The 23,075-nt window shown below is 55.6% G+C and carries 18 protein-coding genes; 2 read left to right on the top strand and 16 right to left on the bottom strand.

Going from position 1 to position 23,075, the window contains the following annotated elements; all coding sequences use genetic code 11:
• Positions 1-381: 381 nt before the first annotated feature.
• Both mngB and mngA read right to left on the bottom strand, forming a co-directional pair.
• Positions 382-3,012, bottom strand: coding sequence for a mannosylglycerate hydrolase (gene mngB, locus ACMWKA_RS00815; RefSeq protein WP_414759910.1), 2,631 nt, complete (start codon positions 3,010-3,012; stop codon positions 382-384).
• Between the two features lie 23 nt (positions 3,013-3,035).
• On the bottom strand, positions 3,036-4,952 hold the full coding sequence (gene mngA / locus ACMWKA_RS00810) for a PTS 2-O-a-mannosyl-D-glycerate transporter subunit IIABC (RefSeq protein WP_414759909.1): 1,917 nt from the start codon (positions 4,950-4,952) through the stop codon (positions 3,036-3,038).
• 171 nt (positions 4,953-5,123) lie between these two features.
• Between mngA and ACMWKA_RS00805 the strand changes: the two genes are divergently transcribed.
• Positions 5,124-5,840: a GntR family transcriptional regulator gene (locus ACMWKA_RS00805; protein WP_013097539.1), complete on the top strand. Its 717-nt coding sequence runs from the start codon at positions 5,124-5,126 to the stop codon at positions 5,838-5,840.
• A gap of 82 nt (positions 5,841-5,922) precedes the next feature.
• Here ACMWKA_RS00805 and sucD read toward each other — a convergent pair whose 3' ends face one another.
• The 8 genes from sucD to sdhC form a co-directional block, all read right to left on the bottom strand.
• The gene (gene sucD / locus ACMWKA_RS00800; protein ID WP_008501094.1) at positions 5,923-6,792 is read right to left on the bottom strand and encodes a succinate--CoA ligase subunit alpha; all 870 of its coding nucleotides are present in this window, start codon (positions 6,790-6,792) and stop codon (positions 5,923-5,925) included.
• Positions 6,792-7,958, bottom strand: coding sequence for an ADP-forming succinate--CoA ligase subunit beta (gene sucC, locus ACMWKA_RS00795; protein WP_006809579.1), 1,167 nt, complete (start codon positions 7,956-7,958; stop codon positions 6,792-6,794). The genes sucD and sucC overlap by 1 nt, the downstream gene beginning before the upstream one ends.
• Before the next feature lie 95 nt (positions 7,959-8,053).
• On the bottom strand, positions 8,054-9,274 hold the full coding sequence (odhB, locus tag ACMWKA_RS00790) for a 2-oxoglutarate dehydrogenase complex dihydrolipoyllysine-residue succinyltransferase (RefSeq protein ID WP_013097540.1): 1,221 nt from the start codon (positions 9,272-9,274) through the stop codon (positions 8,054-8,056).
• Positions 9,275-9,288: 14 nt separating this feature from the next.
• Complete coding sequence (gene sucA, locus ACMWKA_RS00785; protein WP_023622290.1) at positions 9,289-12,096, bottom strand: 2-oxoglutarate dehydrogenase E1 component; 2,808 nt, start codon at positions 12,094-12,096, stop codon at positions 9,289-9,291.
• 227 nt (positions 12,097-12,323) lie between these two features.
• Complete coding sequence (sdhB, locus tag ACMWKA_RS00780) at positions 12,324-13,040, bottom strand: succinate dehydrogenase iron-sulfur subunit SdhB (protein WP_008501090.1); 717 nt, start codon at positions 13,038-13,040, stop codon at positions 12,324-12,326.
• A 15-nt stretch (positions 13,041-13,055) separates the two neighbouring features.
• Positions 13,056-14,822 carry a succinate dehydrogenase flavoprotein subunit gene (gene sdhA / locus ACMWKA_RS00775; protein WP_414759908.1) on the bottom strand — a complete coding sequence of 589 codons (1,767 nt, stop codon included), beginning with the start codon at positions 14,820-14,822 and terminating at the stop codon, positions 13,056-13,058.
• Positions 14,822-15,169 carry a succinate dehydrogenase membrane anchor subunit gene (sdhD, locus tag ACMWKA_RS00770; protein ID WP_008501088.1) on the bottom strand — a complete coding sequence of 116 codons (348 nt, stop codon included), beginning with the start codon at positions 15,167-15,169 and terminating at the stop codon, positions 14,822-14,824. Before sdhD ends, sdhA begins: the two co-directional genes overlap by 1 nt.
• Complete coding sequence (gene sdhC, locus ACMWKA_RS00765) at positions 15,163-15,567, bottom strand: succinate dehydrogenase cytochrome b556 subunit (protein WP_044159455.1); 405 nt, start codon at positions 15,565-15,567, stop codon at positions 15,163-15,165. The genes sdhD and sdhC overlap by 7 nt, the downstream gene beginning before the upstream one ends.
• Before the next feature lie 639 nt (positions 15,568-16,206).
• Here sdhC and ACMWKA_RS00760 point away from each other — a divergent pair.
• Entirely contained in the window at positions 16,207-17,490 is a 1,284-nt protein-coding gene (locus tag ACMWKA_RS00760; RefSeq protein ID WP_013097545.1) for a citrate synthase, read from the top strand.
• 100 nt (positions 17,491-17,590) lie between these two features.
• On the opposite strand, the gene nei is transcribed toward ACMWKA_RS00760, so the two are convergent.
• The 6 genes from nei to phrB are packed head-to-tail and all read right to left on the bottom strand — an operon-like array spanning position 17,591 to position 22,889.
• A complete protein-coding gene (nei, locus tag ACMWKA_RS00755; protein WP_333038319.1) occupies positions 17,591-18,382 on the bottom strand; it encodes an endonuclease VIII in 792 nt (263 codons plus the stop codon).
• Positions 18,383-18,401: 19 nt separating this feature from the next.
• Positions 18,402-19,139: a 5-oxoprolinase subunit PxpA gene (gene pxpA, locus ACMWKA_RS00750; RefSeq protein WP_414759907.1), complete on the bottom strand. Its 738-nt coding sequence runs from the start codon at positions 19,137-19,139 to the stop codon at positions 18,402-18,404.
• Positions 19,126-20,058: a 5-oxoprolinase subunit PxpC gene (gene pxpC / locus ACMWKA_RS00745; protein WP_414759906.1), complete on the bottom strand. Its 933-nt coding sequence runs from the start codon at positions 20,056-20,058 to the stop codon at positions 19,126-19,128. Before pxpC ends, pxpA begins: the two co-directional genes overlap by 14 nt.
• Positions 20,052-20,708 (bottom strand): 5-oxoprolinase subunit PxpB, encoded by a 657-nt coding sequence (gene pxpB / locus ACMWKA_RS00740; protein ID WP_029883019.1) that lies wholly within the window; start codon positions 20,706-20,708, stop codon positions 20,052-20,054. Before pxpB ends, pxpC begins: the two co-directional genes overlap by 7 nt.
• A gap of 14 nt (positions 20,709-20,722) precedes the next feature.
• Positions 20,723-21,466, bottom strand: coding sequence for a type 2 GTP cyclohydrolase I (locus tag ACMWKA_RS00735; protein ID WP_023621132.1), 744 nt, complete (start codon positions 21,464-21,466; stop codon positions 20,723-20,725).
• A 10-nt stretch (positions 21,467-21,476) separates the two neighbouring features.
• A complete protein-coding gene (phrB, locus tag ACMWKA_RS00730; protein WP_414759905.1) occupies positions 21,477-22,889 on the bottom strand; it encodes a deoxyribodipyrimidine photo-lyase in 1,413 nt (470 codons plus the stop codon).
• Between the last annotated feature and the right edge of the window lie 186 nt (positions 22,890-23,075).

Raw genomic sequence — 23,075 nt, 5'->3', positions numbered from 1 at the left:
TCGGGGACAATTTAGCGCTTTTAAGCACCTTTTTCCAAGGATTAAACTTTGATTTAAATCAAAAACAACGACCGATGTTAACTATGTTTAAACGCGGTAAGAATGGTAAAAACCATGTTAACGATATGTGCATGCAAAGCTGTGATTGGTTATCGAAGAAGGGAAAAAATATAAACAGAAGTGATTTTAATTAACGCAAAAGAAAAACACCTTTTCGACGCGGGGCAATCCTTAAAGCGTAGTCGGGCCAGGTTATTTTTCCAGAGTTTGACTGCAACCCTTCGAAATTACATTTAATTTACTTTTCACGCTCTATAAGTTAACACCGTAGCGTGACTATTTAATGAAAAAAGGCTGCACCTGGCAGCCTTTTTTCGTTTTTCAGGCAAGAAGAATGCTAAAGGTTCGTGACTGCCCCGGTCTGAACGTGCCGGTAATCCCCTGCTCTTCACGATCATCCAGTAACCGTTCATTCAGGTCCGTTTCGCCGCACCGTTTCAACGCCGGGTTAACGGATAACGTCGTCTCGCAGACGCTGGACTCCGAAGGGTTGAACAGGCGAAGAATAAGTTCATCCCGATCTTCCGCTTTTTTGAGCGCGCTGAGCACGCATCCCGTCGGGGAAAGCGCCAGCAGACTGTAACTTTCCGGCGTGGTGAACGACGCACGGTTTAATTTCATCGCATCCCAGGGGATCTTGTTATAGCACTGCACCGGCGTTAACCACGCCTTAGCCTGCTGCGTGACGCCCGAGCTTTCAGGGGTGCCACTGAAACTGAACAGGCTAAAACGGCAGGTTAACGGACCACGCATCTGGGAATCCGGGACGGGCATCTTGATCCCCGAAGGTCTGCCAGGGCGCAACAGCAAATCTTCTTTTCCGAGTAACCCCACGCCGCGCAGCAGAGTCAGCGCAAAGGCTTTTTTGGTATCGCCCACCACTTCAAATTCACGTAGTCCTTCTGTAAACAGCGCAAGCCCGTTTCGCTTTTCCTGCAGCACGGCATAGTTGAGCAAATTCCAGACAGGAACGGGCGCTTCTTTCCAGCCCTCTTCCTGCCAGCGTTGCATCGCAGCATCCTGCACGGGGCGAGTCATGGTGCCAAACTGCGTATCCGCAAGCACATGCTGAGTCGTAAACGGTGTGAGGATCAGCACCCGAACGCGGTGGTCATCCGCCTGGTTATCCAGACGCACCGCCACATCAATACGTCTGCTGTTGTGGCTGAGCGTAATGTCAAATGCCACCTCAAGAGAACCCTTTCGCTGACGTGCTGCGCGTTCAGAGAGGTTTGCCGGTACAGCAATACGGTGGCGGATCACCGCCCTGCTCTGCCAGGCTTCGTGTATGACGTCAACCTGATGCTCGCCCTGTGCTGAAGTGAGTCTCCACTCTTCCCGTGAAGGCGAGTAGTCGTACTCATCGCCATCATCCGAACTCTCTTCTATCTCCAGTACCCGGTCGTAAATCAGCCCGGTTTCTTTGTCGCGCAGACGCAGCGTACCGTCGTCGTTTATATCAATCTGCCAGAAGGCATTTTCCAGTAAGGCACCGGTGTTTTGCGCCGGAGAGAGCACCTTTCCGGCTACGTGCGGTTCAATAAACAGCGTACGGTAGCCCATCGACGGCAGGATCTGGCTGAGCTGGATATCAAACTCCATAAACGGTTCGTAGTTGCCGTAATGGACAATCTGCCGGTCAATGAGACCAGGGTCGAGTTCGCGCGCGCTGCGAATGAAATACGGGATCTCGTTGCCTTTCTCATCACGCAGACGAAACTGGCTGGCGCGCAGCCGAATCGTGGTGTTCATCACCTCTTCACGCGGCCAGGGCATCAGGTTGAACATCACCAGCTTATCGGCGTCGGATTGCGGCATGTTGTCGACAATCTTGCGCATATAGAAGCGCACCAGGTTGTCTGCCATGTCCTCCGCCAGCTCAAAGCGGGAGACAATCTCGCGATGCACCTTGTCGCTGCAGCAGCAGCCGATGCTGTCATGGGCGTGATTCTTGAGGATCTCTTTCCACATTTTCTCCAGCAGACCGTGGTGATAGTCGAAGCCGAGAGTCCAGGCAAGCGTCGCCAGCGGCTCAAGCACGTTGACGATTTTATTCTCGATACGCGCATGGGCGATTTTAATATCCATGCGCGTGGAGCCGATTGTCCGGTGCACGCGCATGTATTTCCCGTCGATAAACTCCCCTTTCAGCGTCGCCAGTTCATCGCGCCGCGCCTCAATATGGTCAAACACCTCCTCGAAGCGGCTCATCACAAACTGACGTTGCGGATAGATTTCACGAAGCTTCTCCATCACCGCAAAAAGGTTCTGCTGCAGCGGCATCTGGTCGTGGCCGTTGGGCAGCAAAATCTCTTTGGTGACAGAGGCGTTTTCCAGGACCTCGAAATAACTGTCGAGCCGTTTTCGTAGCCCGGCCTCATCCTCAGGTAAGTACTTACCAATCGCATAGCCCAGCGGCAGCACCTGTGCCGTCACTTCACTGCCGTCCTGGCTCTGCCAGAGAAATTCGGTTTTATCGGTACCGTGTCGTTCAGAACAGCCGCGCCAGAACATCGTGCGGGTAATGCCAAACCCGTTATAAATATGCGGAAGCTGGCCTGACATACCAAACGAATCCGGCAGATAACCGATCATCATCGGCTCGCCGAACGCCATACAGTCGCGAATACCGTACATCAGGTTGCGGACAATCGACTCGCCGCTGACGATCGTGGTATCGGTCTGGGTATACCACGGGCCGATAATCAGTTTTCCGCGCTCGACAAGCACCTTCACCCGCGAGCGATTTTCGGGCTTGACGGCAAAGTAATCCTCCAGCACTGCCGTCTGTCCGTCGAGAACGTAATATTTATAGGCCTCGTCCTGCTCCAGACGGGTCAGGATCTCTTCCATATTATTGACCAGAAGAATACGCGACTCTTCGGTGGTGAAGTACCACTCACGGTCCCAGTGCATATGCGGCGTGATATGAACGCGAGATACAGCTTTCATCTTCGTTTCCTGTGTTGTGCGTTTTACGGTATGGCGTCTTCAGTGATGTATTTGCCCGTTTTGACCGCCTGACGTCGCCAGAGCAGCAGAATAAATGTGGAGATAGCGGTCCCCACCAGCGCCGCGCCAAACCAGCCTGCCGCTGCAACCACACCGCTCAGCCCTGCATCATGAAGTAAAAAGAGCGAGAAAATGCCTGCGCCCGGCGTGGACAGGCCGATCCCTATCGCGCCAACAATCGCCCCTGTCACCATGGAGCCCAGCACAAATGAGCCAATGACGCGGAGGGGATCTTCAATCGCCATCGGTATTGCCCCTTCGGTAATGCCCGCGAGGCCAAGCAGCCACGTTGATTTGCCGGTTTCAATTTCAAACGGTTTAAACAATCTCGGCGCCAGCATCGTTGACGCCGTCACGGTAAAGGCCGAGACCATCTTGACGGAGGCGAAAATTGCATAGGGGCCATACACCCCGTTGGCCATCGCCCCGAGGCAGAACGCGTAGGAGGCTTTGTTGACCGGCCCGCCCAAATCGAACGAACACATAAAGCCAAGGATCGCGCCCAGGAGCAGCGCATTCGCGCCAGATAGACCATTAAGCCAGGCGGTGAGCGCGTTGTTTATCCAGGCCACCGGTTCGCCGATCACAAACAGCATCAGGCTGCCTGCGCCCAGTACGCCAATAACCGGATAAAGATAAAAGGTTAAGAAGCCGTTGAAGCGGCTACTGAGGCGAATGTGATTTTTCACCCAGCGCATCAGGTAGCCCGCAATCAGCCCGCCTGCGATGGCACCCAGAAAACCGGAACCAATCATATTGGCAGCCAGACCAGCAGCGAAACCCGGCGTCAGCGCCGGTTTATCCGCCAGTGAGTAAGCGGTATACGCCGCCAGAACGGGAACCATCAGCATGCCGAGCATGCCGCCGCCAAGCTTGCGGTACATCCACAGCCACGAATTTTCCTGATCGAATAAGTGCTGCAGCCCCAGAATTTGCGCCAGCAATACCGACACGGCCAGTACCGTACCGCCAGCAACAATCAACGGCACCGCAAAGGAGATGCCGCTCAGGAGCGCCTGCTTGAGCTCGGTTTTGACACTCTTTTTTGTTTCAGTATCGACGGGCGCATGACGCGCAGCATCGGCAGGCTTTAACGCCAGCGCGCGTTCTATTAACGCTTCAGCATGACGTAGTGGCTCCGCAACGGGTACGGAAACGGTGGGGATCCCCGCAAAGCGTTCACTCTCTTTGATCGCCACTTCTGCGGCAAAGATACATGCTCTGGCCTCCTGCAGTTGCTGCGAGGTGAGGCGCCCCTCAATGCCGTTCGCCCCCTGCTTTTCCACCACCACGTTGACGCCCATCCTGCGTCCCGCTTTTTCCAGGTACTCCGCCGCCATATAGGTGTGGGCAATCCCGGCCGGGCAGGCGGTAACGCAGACAATAGTCGTGGCACTCTCCTGGATGGCGTCGGCCTGCTCCCCGGGTGCGGCGTCCAGCGCGGTCAGCACACCTTCTGCCGTGGTCGCCGCCATTACGCGGGCCCTGAGATCGTCATCCGCCAGGCGAGACGTGAGCGCCGTTAACACCTCAATATGCGTTGATCCGGCTTCCGCCGGAGGGATCGCGAGCAGGAAAATGAGCGTGACCTCTTCCGGCCCGTCCACCCCTTCCCATTCCAGCGGCTCGCACAGCGTTGCGACGGCAAATGCCGCCTCTTTTACCGTGGCCGATTTGCCATGGGGGACAGCCAGCCCCTCACCCAGCGCGGTTGGGCCAAGCGATTCCCGTTGAAAAACGTCCACCAGAAAAGCCTCGGCGTCAGTGATTTTGCCCAGCGCCTCCAGCCGCATCGCGAGCTGACGTATTGCCTCATCACGGCGGGTAAACTGCGCCTGAACGCAGACAGCACGCGGATCGGTCAGGGTCGTCAGGTTCATAGAGATCCTCACAGTTGCATGGTTATAGTCTGCGGAGGATTGTGGCAGAGCGGATAATACATTTATGTGATCATTTTCACTAACATCAACATTTGTATTTAAGTTGTATTATTTACAAATCATTAGTTGAATGCATAATTCTCAGAAAAGGTATTAATCAGGCGCAATAAAATGGGCAATAAACCGCGATACCGGCAGATAGCGGATGTCTTCCGCGAAAAAATTAACGCCGGAGAATTAAAACCGGGTGACGCGCTACCAACGGAATCCAGCCTTCAGGAGGCGTTTAGCGTCAGCCGCGTCACCGTCCGGCAGGCCCTGAAACTGCTTGCCGACGAACAGATCATCGAAAGCATCCAGGGCAGTGGTTCATATGTAAAAGAGGAGCGGGTCAATTACGACATTTACCAGCTCACCGGCTTTTACGAAAAACTGGCGGATCGCAACGTTGATACGCACAGCGACGTTAAAATTTTTGAAGTGGTAAAAGCCGATACAAGACTCGCGGCTACGCTGGCAATTGGCGAGGATGATAAGGTCTGGCACGTCAAGCGCGTACGCTTCATCAAGCAGAAGCCGGTAAACCTGGAAGAAACCTGGATGCCGCTGGCGATGTTCCCCGACCTCACCTGGGAAGTGATGGAAAAGTCGAAATACCACTACGTTGAACAGATCAAAAAGCTGGTCATCGATCGCAGTGAACAGGAGCTGGTGCCGGTCATGCCCTCAGAAGAGGCGATTGCCGCGCTGGCGCTCGATCCGGCAAAACCGATCCTGGAAAAAGTCTCCCGCGGTTTCCTGAAAGATGGCCGGGTTTTCGAATACAGCCGCAACGTGTTCAATACCGACGATTACAAATTCACCCTCGTGGCGAAACGCAGGCAATAAAAAAGGCCGCTTTACAGCGGCCAACCATGTCGAAACGGACATTTTTTATTTCAACGCGCCCCTTTCAGGGCGCAGAGAGGACTTACTTAATGATGGATTTCAGTGCTTCGCCGATATCCGCCAGGCTGCGAACGGTCTTCACGCCTGCGGCTTCCAGCGCTGCGAATTTCTCATCAGCCGTACCTTTACCACCGGCGATAATCGCGCCTGCGTGACCCATACGCTTACCTTTCGGCGCGGTCACACCCGCGATGTAACCGACTACTGGCTTGGTTACGTGTTCTTTGATGTAAGCAGCCGCTTCTTCTTCCGCGCTACCACCGATCTCACCGATCATGACGATCGCTTCGGTCTGTGGATCTTCCTGGAACAGCTTCAGGATGTCGATGAAGTTAGAGCCTGGGATTGGGTCACCGCCGATGCCCACACAGGTGGACTGGCCGAAGCCGTAGTCGGTGGTCTGCTTAACCGCTTCATAGGTCAGCGTACCGGAACGGGAAACGATGCCCACTTTACCCGGCTTGTGAATGTGACCTGGCATGATGCCGATTTTGCATTCGCCTGGGGTGATCACGCCCGGGCAGTTCGGGCCGATCATGCGCACGCCCGCTTCGTCCAGCTTCACTTTCACGGTCAGCATATCCAGCGTCGGGATACCTTCAGTGATGGTGATGATCAGTTTGATGCCTGCGTCGATTGCTTCCAGAATGGAGTCTTTGCAGAACGGTGCCGGAACGTAGATAACGGTCGCGGTTGCGCCCGTCGCTTCTACGGCTTCACGCACGGTGTTAAACACCGGCAGGCCCAGGTGCGTGGTGCCACCTTTACCTGGTGTTACGCCGCCAACCATCTGCGTACCGTAGGCAATCGCCTGCTCGGAGTGGAAAGTCCCCTGGCTACCGGTGAAGCCCTGGCAGATAACCTTGGTATCTTTATTGATTAAAACTGACATTATTTCCCCTCCACTGCGGCAACAACCTGCTGAGCTGCATCCGTCAGACTTTTCGCTGCAATAATATTCAGGCCGCTGTCAGCCAGTTTTTTCGCGCCGAGTTCAGCGTTGTTACCTTCAAGACGCACAACAACCGGAACGTTAACGCCCACTTCTTCTACCGCGCCGATGATGCCGTCTGCGATCAGGTCGCAACGTACGATACCGCCGAAGATGTTCACCAGAACGGCTTTCACGTTGTCGTCAGAGAGAATGATTTTGAACGCTTCGGTTACGCGCTCTTTGGTTGCGCCACCGCCTACGTCGAGGAAGTTCGCTGGCTCGCCGCCGTGCAGCTTAACGATGTCCATGGTGCCCATCGCCAGGCCCGCACCGTTAACCATGCAGCCGATGTTGCCATCCAGCGCCACGTAGTTCAGTTCCCACTGAGCAGCCTGTGCTTCACGCGGGTCTTCCTGAGACTGGTCACGCATTTCGCGCAGATCCGGCTGGCGGAACAGGGCATTGCCGTCAGCACCCAGTTTGCCATCGAGGCAGATCAGATCGCCCTGAGTGGTGATCACCAGCGGGTTGATCTCGATCAGCGCCAGATCGCGCTCCAGGAAGATGGTCGCCAGACCCATGAAGATCTTGGTGAACTGCTGAACCAGCTTGCCTTCCAGACCCAGTTTGAACGCCAGCTCACGGCCCTGGTAAGGCATTGGACCTGCCAGTGGATCGATAGCCACTTTATGGATCAGGTGTGGCGTCTCTTCTGCCACTTTTTCGATTTCCACGCCGCCTTCGGTAGACGCCATGAACACCACGCGACGCGAGCTACGGTCTACCACCGCGCCCAGATACAGCTCTTTCGCGATGTCGGTTGCCGCTTCAACCAGGATCTGGTTGACTGGCTGGCCGTTCGCATCTGTCTGGTAAGTGACCAGACGCTTGCCGAGCCAATGTTCAGCAAACGCACGAATTTCTTCTTTGCTCTTAACAACCTTCACACCGCCCGCTTTACCACGGCCACCAGCGTGAACCTGACATTTAACTACCCACGGGCCGGAACCGATTTTAGATGCGGCTTCTTCTGCTTCACGCGGGGTAGTACAGGCATAACCCACCGGAGCCGGTAAGCCATACCGGGCAAACAGCTGTTTGGCCTGATATTCATGTAAGTTCATGTGTTCTATCCATCCTTCAGGGTAATCGTTATCTTCAAACCTGCAGGCCGGTGCAAGGCGTATCCGGCCTACAGGGCAGGTGATGCTAAAAGGGACTAGACGTCCAGCAGCAGACGCGTTGGATCTTCCAGCAGCTCTTTAATCGCTACCAGGAAGCCCACGGACTCGCGGCCGTCGATCAGACGGTGATCGTAAGAGAGCGCCAGATACATCATTGGCAGGATCTCCACTTTACCGTCTACCGCCATCGGACGATCTTTAATGGCGTGCATACCCAGGATCGCGCTCTGCGGCGGGTTGATGATCGGGGTAGACATCAGCGAGCCAAATACGCCACCGTTGGTAATGGTGAAGTTACCGCCGGTCAGGTCGTCTACGGTCAGCTTGCCGTCGCGGCCTTTCACGGCCAGCTCTTTAATATTTTTCTCGATGTCGGCCATACCCAGGGTATCCACATCACGCAGAACCGGAGTCACCAGACCACGTGGCGTAGACACCGCCATGCTGACGTCGAAATAGTTGTGGTAAACCACGTCATCACCATCAATGGACGCGTTCACTTCCGGGTAGCGTTTCAGCGCTTCAACAACCGCTTTCACGTAGAAGGACATAAAGCCCAGACGGATACCGTGACGTTTTTCAAACGCGTCACCGTACTGCTTACGCAGGTCCATGATTGGCTTCATGTTCACTTCGTTGAAGGTGGTCAGCATCGCGGTGGAGTTTTTCGCTTCCAGCAGACGCTCTGCCACACGCTTACGCAGGCGAGTCATTGGCACGCGTTTTTCACTGCGCGCACCCAGAGCAGGCTGTGCTGCTGGGGCTGCCACAGGGGCTTTCGCTTCTGCCTGAGCAGGCGCTTTCGCCAGGTGTTTGTCGATGTCTTCACGGGTCAGACGACCGCCTACACCGGTACCTTTGATGGCTGCCGGGTCAAGGCTGTGTTCAGCCAGCAGGCGACGGATCGCCGGGCTGAGCGCGTCGTTGGTCTGTTCTTCCAGAGAAGCCTGCTGGCGCTGAGCCGGCGTAGAGGCTTTCTCTTCAGACTTCGCGCTGGACTCTTTGCCCGCGCTGTTGCCTTCACGCAGGCGACCCAGGATCTGGCGAGAGGTTACGGTGGTGCCTTCGTCTTCCAGCACCGCGTCCAGAACGCCATCCGCCGAAGCCGGTACTTCCAGTACCACTTTGTCAGTTTCGATTTCTACCAGCACTTCATCGCGCTTAACGGCATCGCCTGGTTTTTTATGCCAGGTAGCGACGGTCGCATCTGCTACAGATTCAGGCAGGTCGGGAACAAGAATATCTACGCTACTCATTATGTATCCTTTAATTAATCGACGTTCAGCGCGTCATTGACCAGATCTTGTTGCTGCTTCTGGTGAACGGACATATACCCTACCGCCGGAGAGGCGGAGGCCGGGCGACCTGCATAACGCAGAGCAGACCCAAATGGAATCACTTCACGGAAATGATGCTGGCTGCAGTACCATGCGCCCTGGTTGAGCGGCTCTTCCTGGCACCAGACAAAATCATGTACGTGAGCGTACGGTTTCAGCGCTTCCTGCACCGCCTGGTGCGGGAATGGATAAAGCTGTTCGATACGCACGATGGCGACATCTTTCTGATCGTTCTTACGGCGCTGTTCCAGCAGGTCGTAATAAACCTTACCAGAACACATCACCACACGCTTCACAGCCTGCGGATCCAGTTCATCAATCTCACCGATGGCAGGCAGGAAGGTGCCATTCGCCAGCTCATCCAGGCTGGACACCGCCAGTGGGTGACGCAGCAGGGATTTTGGTGACATGACCACCAGCGGACGGCGCATACCGCGCAGCGCCTGACGACGCAGCATGTGGTAAACCTGAGCCGGGGTGGACGGTACGCAAACCTGCATATTCTGCTCAGCGCAGAGCTGCAGATAACGTTCCAGGCGCGCGGAGGAGTGCTCAGGACCCTGGCCTTCATAACCATGTGGCAGGAGCATCACCAGGCCACACATACGGCCCCATTTCTGTTCGCCAGAAGAGATGAACTGGTCGATAACCACCTGAGCACCGTTGGCGAAGTCACCGAACTGCGCTTCCCAGATGGTCAGCGTACGCGGCTCTGCGGTAGCGTAACCGTATTCGAAGGCCAGCACCGCTTCTTCAGAGAGCACGGAGTCCCAGACCTTGAACTGGCCCTGACCGTTGTGCACGTGCTGCAGCGGGGTGTAGGTTGAACCGTTAGACTGGTTGTGAACTACCGCGTGGCGGTGGAAGAAGGTGCCACGGCCCGCATCTTCACCGGACAGACGAACAGGAATACCTTCGTCAACCAGCGTCGCGTAAGCCAGCGTTTCTGCACCGCCCCAGTCGAACAGCTTCTCACCTGCCGCCATAGACTGACGGTCAGCATAAATTTTTGCCACGCGAGACTGCATCTCGATGGCGTCTGGCACGGTGCTGATGCGTTTAGCCAGCTCCTGCAGGCGCTTCATCTCGACCTTGTTCGGGTAACTCTCATCCCACTCGTGGTTGAGGTACGGCGACCAGGTAAAGGAGTGCATGTTCATCGGACGCAGCTCTTTCACCACGCACTCACCCGCATCCAGCGCGTCGCGGTAGAGGTTGACCATTTCGGTCGCATCTTCCAGCGTCGCCACTTTTTCGCTTTCCAGCTTGTCAGCGTAGATTTTGCGCGGCGTCGGGTGTTTTTTGATTTTCTGGTACATCAACGGCTGGGTTGCACTTGGCTCGTCGGCTTCGTTGTGGCCGTGACGGCGGTAGCAGAACAGGTCGATGAACACATCGCGTTTGAAGGTGTTACGGAAGTCCAGCGCCAGACGGGTCACGAAGGCGACCGCTTCCGGGTCATCCGCGTTCACGTGGAAGATTGGCGCCTGTACCATCTTGCCGATGTCGGTGCAGTAAGGGGTTGAACGCGCATCCAGCGGGTTAGACGTTGTGAAGCCCACCTGGTTGTTGATGACGATACGAACGGTACCGCCCACTTCATAACCACGCGCTTTGGACATGTTCAGGGTTTCCTGAACCACGCCCTGCCCTGTGACCGCCGCATCACCGTGAATGGTGATTGGCAGCACTTTGTTGCTGCTTGGCTCGTCCAGACGATCCAGACGCGCACGCACGGAACCGATAACTACCGGGCTGACGATCTCCAGATGCGACGGGTTAAACGCCAGCGCCAGGTGAACCAGACCGCCTTCGGTTTCGATATCAGACGAGAAGCCCATGTGGTACTTCACGTCACCGGTGCCGAGATGTTCTTTATGTTTGCCCGCGAATTCGTCGAACAGGTCCTGCGGTTTTTTACCCAGCACGTTGACCAGCACGTTCAGACGACCACGGTGCGCCATGCCCAGTACCACTTCACGGGTACCGCTCTTGCCTGCATGACGAATCAGCTCTTTCAGCATTGGCACTAACGCATCGCCGCCTTCCAGCGAGAAGCGTTTTGCGCCCGGGAACTTCGCGCCCAGATAGCGCTCAAGCCCTTCCGCTGCGGTCAGTTCGTTCAGGAAGCGTTTTTTCTCGTCAGCCGAGAAGGTCGCGTGGCCCGCTACGGATTCGATACGCTGCTGGATCCAGCGTTTCTCTTCGGTAGAAGTGATATGCATGTATTCCGCGCCGATGGAGCCGCAGTAGGTTTGCTTGAGGGCGTCGATCAGATCGCCCAGCTTCATCGTGTCTTTACCGATGGCAAAAGAACCTACGTTAAAGCTTTCCTGGAAATCGGCCTCGGTCAGATCGTGATACGCCGGATCGAGATCCGCCACACGGTCTTGTTTCCACAGTCCCAGCGGATCGAGATTCGCATGCTGGTGACCGCGGAAGCGATAAGCGTTAATAAGCTGCAGGACTTTAACCTGCTTCGCGTTGGTGTCAGGGTCGGAAATCGCAGAAGAGTAACGTGAGGCATCCTTCGCCAGACGACGGAAATAATCACGTGTTTTGGAATGGAATTGATCCGGTTTGACTCCCGTGCCAGGCAACTGCTGGAACATGGAACGCCAGTTTGCGTCCACTGAGTCAGGATCGGTTAAGAAGTCTTCATAGAGCTGTTCTATCCAGCTCTGGTTGGCACCAGAGAGGTAAGAAGAGTCCAGCCAGGCTTTCATTGCGCCGTTCTGCATCGTGATCCCTTAAGCATTTTTATGCTTACTTTCGCCGTAGAAACTACCACGCACACCGCGTGTACGTGCCGGGGTTCACCTGCGAGCTCTTTTACTTTGGCCCGCGAAGGAACCTTTAGAAACTGTCTAGACTTCAGGGCAGTTTTTAAAGGTTTCTGCAATCTATCCCCTCTCCCTTTGGGAGAGGGTTAGGGTGAGGGGGAACAGCGCCCCCTCTCACTACTTACTTACGCACTGCGCTGCAGCAGCATCGACTTAATATGGCCGATGGCGCGCGTCGGGTTCAGCCCCTTCGGACACACACTGACGCAGTTCATGATGCTATGGCAGCGGAATACGCTGAAAGCGTCACTTAAACCTTCCAGACGACTATCGGTTTCGGTGTCGCGGCTATCGATCAGGAAGCGATAGGCAGCCAGCAGACCGGCCGGGCCGATGAACTTGTCCGGGTTCCACCAGAACGACGGGCACGACGTTGAACAACATGCACAGAGAATACACTCATACAAGCCGTCGAGTTTTTCACGCTGCTCAGGAGACTGTAAATGCTCACGAGCGGGTGGATTTTGCCCATTATTCAATAAGTAAGGTTTAATCTTCTCATATTGTGCATAGAATTGCCCCATGTCTACCACCAAATCACGCACGACCGGCAGGCCTGGCAGAGGACGGATAACAATTTTCTGGCCCGGGCGCTGCAACGCGGAAATTGGCGTGATGCAGGCCAGACCATTTTTGCCGTTCATGTTGACGCCGTCAGAGCCACACACCCCTTCACGGCAGGAGCGACGGAACGACAGTGTCGGATCTTTTTCTTTCAGCTGGATTAACGCATCCAGCAGCATCATGTCACGACCTTCTTCCGCTTCCAGCGTGTAATCCTGCATGCGCGGAGCGTCATCTACATCCGGGTTATAACGATAAACTGAGAATTCGAGTTTCATTGTCCTGTCTCCGCATTAGTAAGTACGAATCTTCGGCGGGAACGCCGGACGCAGTTTCGGTTCCATGTTCACCTGACGGCGCGTCATGGTTTCCGACTCTGGCAGATACAGGGAATGGCACAGCCAGTTTTCATCGTCACGATCCGGGAAGTCGAAGCGGCTATGCGCGCCACGGCTTTCGGTACGGAAGTTGGCCGACATCGCGGTTGCGAACGCGGTTTCCATCAGGTTATCCAGCTCCAGACACTCAACGCGCTGGGTGTTGAACTCGCTGGAAGTATCATCCAGACGGGCGTTTTTCAGGCGCTCGCGGATCGCTTTCAGCTGCTCAAGACCTTTCGCCATCGTGTCACCTTCACGGAATACCGAGAAGTTGTGCTGCATACATTCCTGCAGCGCTTTGCGGATTTCCACCGGATCTTCACCGTTACGGTTACCGTTCCAGCGGTTCAGACGCTCAAGCGATGCATCAATTTCGTCGTCAGTGGCGTCACGCAGCGCGCCCTGTTCGGCAATGGATTCCTGCAGGTGCAGACCCACCGCACGGCCAAACACCACCAGGTCCAGCAGGGAGTTCCCCCCCAGACGGTTGGCACCGTGTACGGACACACAGGCAATTTCGCCTACCGCGAACAGTCCTGGGATGACCACATCTTCGCCCTGCTCGTTCACGGTCAATGCCTGACCGGTCACTTTGGTCGGAATACCGCCCATCATGTAGTGGCAAGTAGGGATAACCGGAATCGGCTCTTTCACCGGGTCGACGTGGGCGAAGGTACGGGACAGCTCCAGAATGCCCGGCAGACGGGATTCCAGTACCTCTTTACCCAAGTGGTCGAGTTTCAGCTTGGCGTGTGGACCCCATGGGCCATCACAGCCGCGACCTTCACGGATTTCGATCATGATGGAACGCGCCACCACGTCACGACCCGCCAGGTCTTTCGCATTCGGGGCATAGCGTTCCATGAAACGTTCGCCGTGTTTGTTCAGCAGGTAACCGCCTTCACCACGGCAGCCTTCTGTCACCAGAACACCCGCACCGGCGATACCGGTTGGGTGGAACTGCCACATCTCCATATCCTGCACCGGAACGCCAGCGCGGATAGCCATCCCAACGCCGTCACCGGTATTGATGTGGGCGTTAGTGGTGGACTGGTAAATACGCCCTGCACCGCCGGTCGCCAGCACGGTTGCGCGCGCTTTGAAGTAGACCACTTCACCAGTTTCAATGCACAGCGCGGTACAACCAACAATCGCGCCATCGGCGTTTTTCACCAGATCCAGCGCATACCACTCGGAGAAGATAGTAGTGTGGTTTTTCAGGTTCTGCTGATACAGAGTATGCAGTAGCGCGTGACCGGTACGGTCAGCCGCTGCCGCGGTACGTGCCGCCTGCTCGCCGCCGAAGTTTTTCGACTGGCCGCCAAACGGACGTTGATAGATGGTGCCATTTTCCAGACGGGAGAACGGCAGACCCATATGATCCAGCTCCAGAATCGCTTCCGGGCCAGTCTTACACATATATTCGATGGCATCCTGGTCGCCGATGTAGTCGGACCCTTTTACCGTGTCGTACATGTGCCATTCCCAGTTATCTTCATGGGAGTTACCCAGCGCAACGGTAATACCGCCCTGCGCAGATACCGTGTGGGAACGGGTCGGGAATACTTTAGAGAGCAGCGCACAGGTCTGGCCGCTCTGGGAAATTTGCAGCGCGGCGCGCATACCTGCGCCACCCGCACCAATCACAACAGCATCAAATTCTCTGACTGGCAGTTTCATTACACACCCCACACCACAACGAATCCATAAATAACGTAAACCACCAGTGCAACGACAATGGCCAGTTGCAGAGGAAGGCGAATCGCCAGCGGTTTAACGTAATCGGTCAACACCTGCCACATGCCAATCCAGGCATGAATAAGAATGGAGAACAGCGCCAGCAGGGTGAACACTTTGGTGAAGGCAGATCCGAAGAACCCACTCCAGATTTCCCACGTCAGCGTGCCGCTGGTCGCGAAGAAACCGATCATATAGATGATGTAGAGGGTGAGAACGATGGCGGTAGCACGGACCAGAATGAAGTCATGTACGCCGTTGCGTCCTAATGCGGAGGCGTTGCTTACCATACGAGAACTCCTGCGAGAAGTGAAAGCACGACTGTAATCACAAATGAAATGTTAGCGGAACGTTTCCCGGCTTCGAAAGTCTCTTCCAGGTAACCAAAGTCCATCAGCATATGGCGAATACCCACCACAACGTGGTACGCCAGCGCGGTCAGAATGCCCCACATGATGAATTTCACGAAGAAGCTGTTCATGATGGCAGAGGCCTGGAGGAATCCTTCAGGAGAAGAGAGGCTGGTGCCCAGTAACCACAGCAGAATGCCTACCGCCACAAACGTAATCACACCCGATACACGGTGCAGAATGGACGCTATTGCTGTTACGGGGAACCGGATCGTTTTGAGATCCAGATTGACAGGTCTTTGTTTTTTCACATTTCTTATCATGAATAACGCCCACATGCTGTTCTTATTGTTTCCTTCCTCCGGACTGCGATGCGGGTCAGACAGCGTTCCTTTTCTATAACTGCGCGTCATGCAAAACATTGCTTCCAAATGCTAAAACGACACGTTACAACGCTGGGTGGCTCGGGATTGCAGGGTGTTCCGGAGACCTGGCGGCAGTATAGGCCGTTCACAAAATCATTACAATTAACCTACATACAGTTTGTCGGGTTTTCTCTGGAACAGTGATCAGGGTCACGATAACAACATCTTTTTAATTTTTAATCATCTGATTTGACAAATGTTAAACAATATTGTTACAAACGTCATCAGAAAAGGCATATAATGCGCAAAAGTTATGAGGTCTCTCTTTCACCTGACAAATAGTTATGTAACAGTGTGATGGTATTGACCGAAGTTATCAGGACAGTTATTAGTGATATACAGGTTTGAAAAATTCGGACTGCAAAAACGCTGATTTGCTGTTGTTTCACTGATATTTCATTCGTTTACCTGCAAGGCGCCATAGCTCTGTACCCTGGTTTGTCCTCGTGAGCTGAGCGGTAAGCCAAATAACAATCTGGTAACGGTGATTAACAGCTGAAAGCAAATCCGGTAAAGCGCAGTCTTAAGCATAAGGCGCTAAGGAGACCGTAAATGGCTGATACAAAGGCAAAACTCACCCTCAACGGTGGTGATGCTATTGAACTGGATGTGCTAAAAGGCACGCTCGGTCAGGATGTTATTGATATCCGTACGCTGGGTTCCAAAGGAGTGTTCACCTTTGACCCTGGATTTACCTCTACCGCATCTTGCGAATCCAAAATCACCTACATTGACGGTGACGAAGGTATCCTGCTCCATCGCGGCTTCCCCATCGATCAGTTAGCCACCGAATCCAACTATCTGGAAGTGTGCTACATCCTGCTGAACGGCGAAAAGCCGACGCAGGCTCAGTATGATGAATTCAAAACCACCGTCACCCGTCACACCATGATCCATGAGCAGATTACCCGTCTGTTCCATGCGTTCCGTCGTGACTCTCACCCGATGGCGGTGATGTGCGGGATTACCGGTGCGCTGGCGGCGTTCTACCACGACTCCCTTGACGTGAATAACCCACGCCACCGCGATATCGCAGCGTTCCGCCTGCTGTCCAAAATGCCAACCATGGCAGCGATGTGTTACAAATACTCCATCGGTCAGCCGTTCGTGTATCCACGTAACGACCTCTCCTATGCCGGTAACTTCCTGCGCATGATGTTCTCCACGCCGTGCGAAGAGTACGAAGTGAACCCGGTGCTGGAACGCGCGATGGACCGTATTCTGATCCTGCACGCTGACCATGAACAGAACGCCTCTACCTCCACCGTCCGTACCGCAGGCTCTTCAGGTGCGAACCCGTTCGCCTGTATCGCTGCGGGCATCGCCTCCCTGTGGGGACCGGCGCACGGCGGCGCGAACGAAGCTGCACTGAAGATGCTGGAAGAGATCAGCACCGTTGAGCACATTCCTGAATTCGTGCGCCGCGCGAAAGACAAGAATGACTCCTTCCGTCTGATGGGCTTCGGTCACCGTGTGTACAAAAACTACGACCCACGTGCAACCGTGATGCGTGAAACCTGCCACGAAGTGCTGAAAGAGCTGGGCACCAAAGACGATCTGCTGGAAGTGGCGATGGAGCTGGAACACATCGCGCTGAACGACCCGTACTTCATCGAGAAGAAACTCTACCCGAACGTAGACTTCTACTCTGGCATTATTCTGAAAGCGATGGGCATTCCGTCATCCATGTTCACCGTGATTTTCGCCATGGCGCGTACCGTGGGCTGGATTGCGCACTGGAACGAAATGCACAGCGAAGGCATGAAAATCGCCCGTCCTCGTCAGCTGTATACCGGCTACGAGCAGCGTGATTTTAAGTCTGATCTTAAGCGCTAAAAGACGTGGGTGCGGCCTGATGCCCTCACCCCGGCCCTCTCCCACCGGGAGAGGGTGAAAACATTAAAAAACGGTAACCTGAGGGTTACCGTTTTACTTTTTACCTCTGGCACCCGGGACACCAGTAAAACGGTCGTGAAGAGAGCGTTGTCTTCTCAATCACCCCACCGCACCGCTCGCACCTCTTCCCCGCCCGATGAAACACCTTAAAGCGGAATAGCGCCCCGTGATGCTTGTTGTCATCTACCACGCCGCGGGTGTTGTACGATAGCCGCGGAATATCCAGCAGCGCGTGAGAGAGCACTTCCAGCTGATCATCCCTCAACTGCGACGCTTTATGCTGTGGTGCCAGCCCGGCCTCCCAGAGAATTTCGACGCGAAGGTAATTGCCTAATCCGGCCAGGAACGCCTGATCGAGCAGTAGCCCGGAAAATTGCCGGTTGCGGAATTTAGGGGATAACAGGCGGGCTTTGACATCGTTCGCCGTCAGACGCATATCCAGCACGTCCGGCCCGACCCGCTGTAAGAACGGGTGCGTAAGCAGTTGCTCCGGCGTTAACATTTCGATATCAGACGCGCTATAGAGCAAAATCGCTTTATCCGCGGTTTGCAGCCTGACGCGCAGCACACGGGTGGTTTGCGGCTGCTCGTTGGCGTTAACCACCCGCCAGACGCCATAAAGCTGGTTGTGGCTGTATAACGTCAGGTTATGAGAAAAATGCGTGAGTAACGCCTTTCCCCGCGTTTCGATGTGGGTCACCGTTTGTCCCACCAGCGGTGCTTCAAACGGCTTCAGTTGAGGAAAAGCAAACCAGACGTCCGTCAGGGGTTTGCCTTTTATCGCCGCCTCGAGGCTATCCGCAGCGCGGCGGATCTCCGGGCCTTCTGGCATCTCTTTATCCTTATGATTTTCAGGCGCTGACGAGGATCCCCTGCTCTGCAAACGCCGCCCGTAAGCGGCGGGCAAACTGCAGCGCGTGCTCGCCATCACCGTGTAAGCATACTGTGTCAGCCTGAACGCTGGCCGTATTACCTTCAACCGTTGTTACTGTTCCCTCGCGCACCATCTGAAGGGTCTGCGCCAGCGCCAGAGACTCATCGGTGATCAGCGCGTTGGGCCGGGAACGGGGAACCAGGGTTCCGTCGGGCTGATAGCCTCGGTCGGCAAACACTTCCTGGCGGGTGGTTAACCCCAGACGCTGACCGGCGCGAATCAGCTCGCTCCCCGCCAGGCCAACCAGGATCAGTTGTAGGTTGCAATCGAACACCGCCCGGGCGATGGCCTCAGCCAGCGCGGGGTCGTTCGCCGCCTGATTATAGAGCATGCCGTGCGGCTTCACGTGGCGCAGCGCGCCCTGCTGCGAACGCACAATCGCCTCGAGCGCGCCAATCTGGTAAAGCGTCTGGGCGTAGACCGTCTCGGGCGGGAGATCCATCGCCGTGCGACCAAAATTCTCCCGGTCAGGGAAGCTCGGATGCGCCCCTATCGCTACGCCGTTTTTGATGGCATTGCGCACGCTCACCAGCATCGTTTGGGCATCACCCGCGTGAAAACCGCAGGCGATATTCACCGAGGTGACCAGGGTCATCAGTTCAGCGTCGGCGCTGCCGCCCTCGCCCAGATCGGCGTTTAAATCAATCTTTACCATCAAGCCTCCACGCCAGTTGTTCCAGATAACGCTGCTGGTCCTGCCGCGCCTTCAGCGCCTCCTCCAGGGAGCATTGCACGAAGTGAATCGGCTGTCCGAGCGGGATTTGCGCCAGATGGTAGCGATCGGCCTCAATAATGCAGGCGATGCGCGGGTAACCGCCCGTGGTCTGTGCATCGTTCATCAACACAATCGGTTGACCGTTACCCGGTACCTGAATGACGCCGGGCAACAGACCGTGTGAAAGCAGCTCGCGGTCCGTCGTACGGGTCAGCGGCTGCCCCTGAAGACGATACCCCATGCGGTTACTCTGCGGGCTAATCTTCCACGGCGAGCGCCAGAAAGTCTCCTGAGACACCTCATCAAATTCCTGATACTCCGGCCCCGGCAGGGCGCGGATCTGGTTTCCCCACAGGAGCTGTTTTACACCCTGCGCGGTTGAAAAGTGCCGCGTTGACGGTTTTATCGCCAGACGATCGCCATCGCGCAACAAACGTCCTTCGTGGCCGCCAATTCCGGCTTTCTGATCGGTACTGGATGAGCCCAGCACCTCCGGCACGTCAATCCCACCGGCAACGGCAAGATAACTGCGAACCCCATGCTGAGGACGCTTAAGCGTTAAACGCTGTCCGGCTTTTGCCCGCAGCCGCCAGCCGGTCCAGACCGCTTTGCCATCAAGCGTGGCATCGCACCCGGCGCCGGTTAACGCAAACCAGGTCTCCTGACTAAATTCAATGACACACTGCCCCAGCGTAATTTCGAGCGCAGCCGTATTGCCGGGATTGCCCACCAGCACATTGGCAATCTCCAGTGCTGGCCTGTCCAGCGCGCCACAGTAGCTCACGCCAGACTGGCGCATGCCAAAGCGACCCGCATCCTGAACAGAGGTGTAAAGCCCGGCGCGAATAAGCGTTAACATACCCCCTCCTTCTGCGGAATAAAGCGAAGGGTGTCGCCAGGACGCAGGAGGACCGGCGAGTCCAGGCCCGGTTCAAATAACGGCATCGACGTGTGTCCGATAAGCTGCCAGCCCCCCGGCGACGCCAGCGGATAAATGCCCGTCTGTTCGCCGCCAATCGCGACGGTACCCGCCGGCACGCTCAGGCGCGGCTCAGCGCGACGTGGCGTATGCAGTGCCGAAGGGAGTCCGCCCAGATACGGGAAGCCCGGCTGGAATCCCAAAAACCAGACCACATAATCAACAGAGGCGTGCAGCTCAACGACCTGTTTTTCGGTTAGCCCACTGTGTTCAGCCACCACGCCAAGATCGGGTCCCCCTGTGCCCCCATACACCACCGGGATCTCAATCGTGCGGGATTCCGGCTCCAGCGCTTCGCTCTCCTCCCACCAGCGCTGTAAACGTTCAATGGCATCCAGTGCCAGCATATGCGGATTACGCAGCACCACGGTGATGTTATTCATCCCCGGGATCGCTTCAACCACCTCCGGCACATCCACCAGACGCTGCGTTAACCGCCAGATACGCTTTTGGGTAGCAAGGGTGACGGGCGGCTCCAGCTCCAGCACCACCGCCGTTTCCCCCAGAAGATAACAACGCGCTCGCTGCACTCAGGTACCTCTCATCAGGCCGGGTTAGGGATATCAATAAAGGTGACATCCAGATCGGTATTTTCGGTCAGCCATTCGCTCAGGGCGCGAATGCCGCCGCGCTCGGTGGCGTGGTGACCTGCCGCGTAAAAATGCAGCCCCTGTTCACGGGCTGAATGGATGGTCTGCTCGGAGACTTCCCCGGTAATAAAGGCATCAACACCAAAACGCGCGGCGCTATCGATAAAGCCCTGACCGCCACCGGTGCACCAGGCGACACGCTTCACCGTATCCGGGCCGGTATCGCCGCTCCACAGCGGACGGCGGCCCAGACGAGCTTCAATCCAGGAGGCCAGCTCAAGACCCGGTACCGGCATCGACAGCTCGCCCCACGGTACCAGCGGCTCAATTTCACCCATCACGGTGATCCCTAACAGCTGCGCGAGCTGGACGTTGTTGCCAAGCTCGGGATGAGCGTCCAGCGGCAGGTGATAGCCATAGAGGTTGATATCATTCGCCAGCAACGTTTTCAGTCGGTTGCGCTTCATGCCGCGAACGATCGGTGATTCGTTCTTCCAGAAATAGCCGTGATGGACGATGACCGCATCGGCCTCCTGACGCACGGCTTCATCCAGCAACGCCTGACTGGCGGTCACACCGGTGATAATTTTTTGCACCGTGTCGCGCCCTTCAACCTGTAACCCGTTCGGGCCGTAGTCGCTGAAGGCACTGCTGTTCAGTTTTTCGTTGATCAGACTTTCCAGTTCGGTATTTTTCATCATGACTCTCTTACGCTTTGCGGGCCGCTTCGTACGCCGCCAGCGTGGCGACGCGTGCCTGTTTATGTTCAACAATCGGACGAGGATAATCGAGCGTTACGCCCTGTTTGTCCGCCCATGCCCACGGGTCGTGGATCGCCTTAGCGGGAACCGCTTTCAGCGCAGGCAACCAGTGGCGGATAAACGTCCCGTCCGCATCAAATTTTTGTCCCTGCGTGGTGGGATTAAAAATCCGGAAGTAAGGTGCCGCATCGGTTCCGGTCGAGGCCGCCCATTGCCAGCCGCCGTTATTCGCCGCGAGATCGCCATCGATCAGCTGAGAAATAAAATACCGCTCCCCGACACGCCAGTCGATAAGCAGATCTTTCACCAGGAAGCTGGCGGTAATCATCCGCAGGCGGTTGTGCATCCATCCGGTTTCATTCAGCTGGCGCATCGCGGCGTCCACAATCGGGTAGCCGGTTTCACCCTTTTGCCAGGCCTGCAGCAGCATCTCGTTTTGCTGCCACTGCACATTTTCAGTCCAGCGAATGAAAGGACGATGTTTACATAATTCAGGATGATACGTCATCAGATGACGGTAGAATTCGCGCCAGATAAGCTCGTTAAGCCATACCGAGCCAGCGCTCCCCTCCAGCGCCTGGGGCTGCTCTGCCAGAAGACGGTGTAAACACTGGCGCGGAGAAAGCACGCCCAGCGCTAAACAGGCCGACAACCGGCTGGTACCTTCAATGGCGGGGAAATCCCGGCGTGCCTCGTAAGCGGCCGCCCCCGTTTTGCAGAACTGGCGCAGCTGCGCGATTGCCGCTTTTTCATCAGCCGGGAATAAAGAGTGCTCATACGCCTGTTGCGGATAGTCAAACGTCAGTTCAGGCAGGTCGTTTACACACTCCCCTCGTGCGGACGGCGCGGCAACACACTCCGGCAACGCCTGTTTCAGCCGTTTGATAAATGCATTTTTAAACGGCGTAAAGACCTTATACATCTCGCGATTGCCGGTCATTACGCTGCCCGGCGCCAGCATGACGCTGTCATCAAATCCCTGACACTCTACATCCCCGAGGATGCGCTCAAGCTCGCGATCGCGCTGCTGTTCATTGAATTCGTACTGGTAGTTGTAAAAAAGATGCGTGACGTCGTTCTGCTGACATACCTCCTGTACCGCGCTGAGCTGAGCGGTAAAATCGCTGACCTCTTTGTAAATCAACGGAATGCCTTTTTCCGCCAGCGAACGTTGCAGGGCATTCAGATGCGAACAGAGATAAGCGGCTTGTCGGGGGGCCATATCATGCTGCTGCCACTGTCCAGGAGTAGCGATAAACAGCGCCAGCACGCGGGCGTGTTCAGAGCGACAGGCTGCCGCCAGGGCGATGTTGTCATGCAGGCGCAGATCCGCGCGAAACCAAACCAGATGGGTGGGCATAAAACTCCAGGCAATTGTCCATTATGTCCGTAAGGGCATGCCGTAAAACGAAAAAGGCACGCATTGAACTACTTTGCCATGAAGTGTAGACAGGATGAAATAAGGTAGTGGCTGTTGATGACTCAGAATAAGAAGATATGCCTGAAAACCACCCAACGAACCGCGAATCCGGAGGGACAAAAAAAA

The organism is Enterobacter sp. 03-F-07-AD-ECC, assembly GCF_047530935.1.
Lineage (GTDB): Bacteria > Pseudomonadota > Gammaproteobacteria > Enterobacterales > Enterobacteriaceae > Enterobacter > Enterobacter cloacae.
The sequence above is the reverse complement of the archived record's forward strand: the minus strand, read 5'-3'. Positions and strand labels throughout refer to the sequence as shown.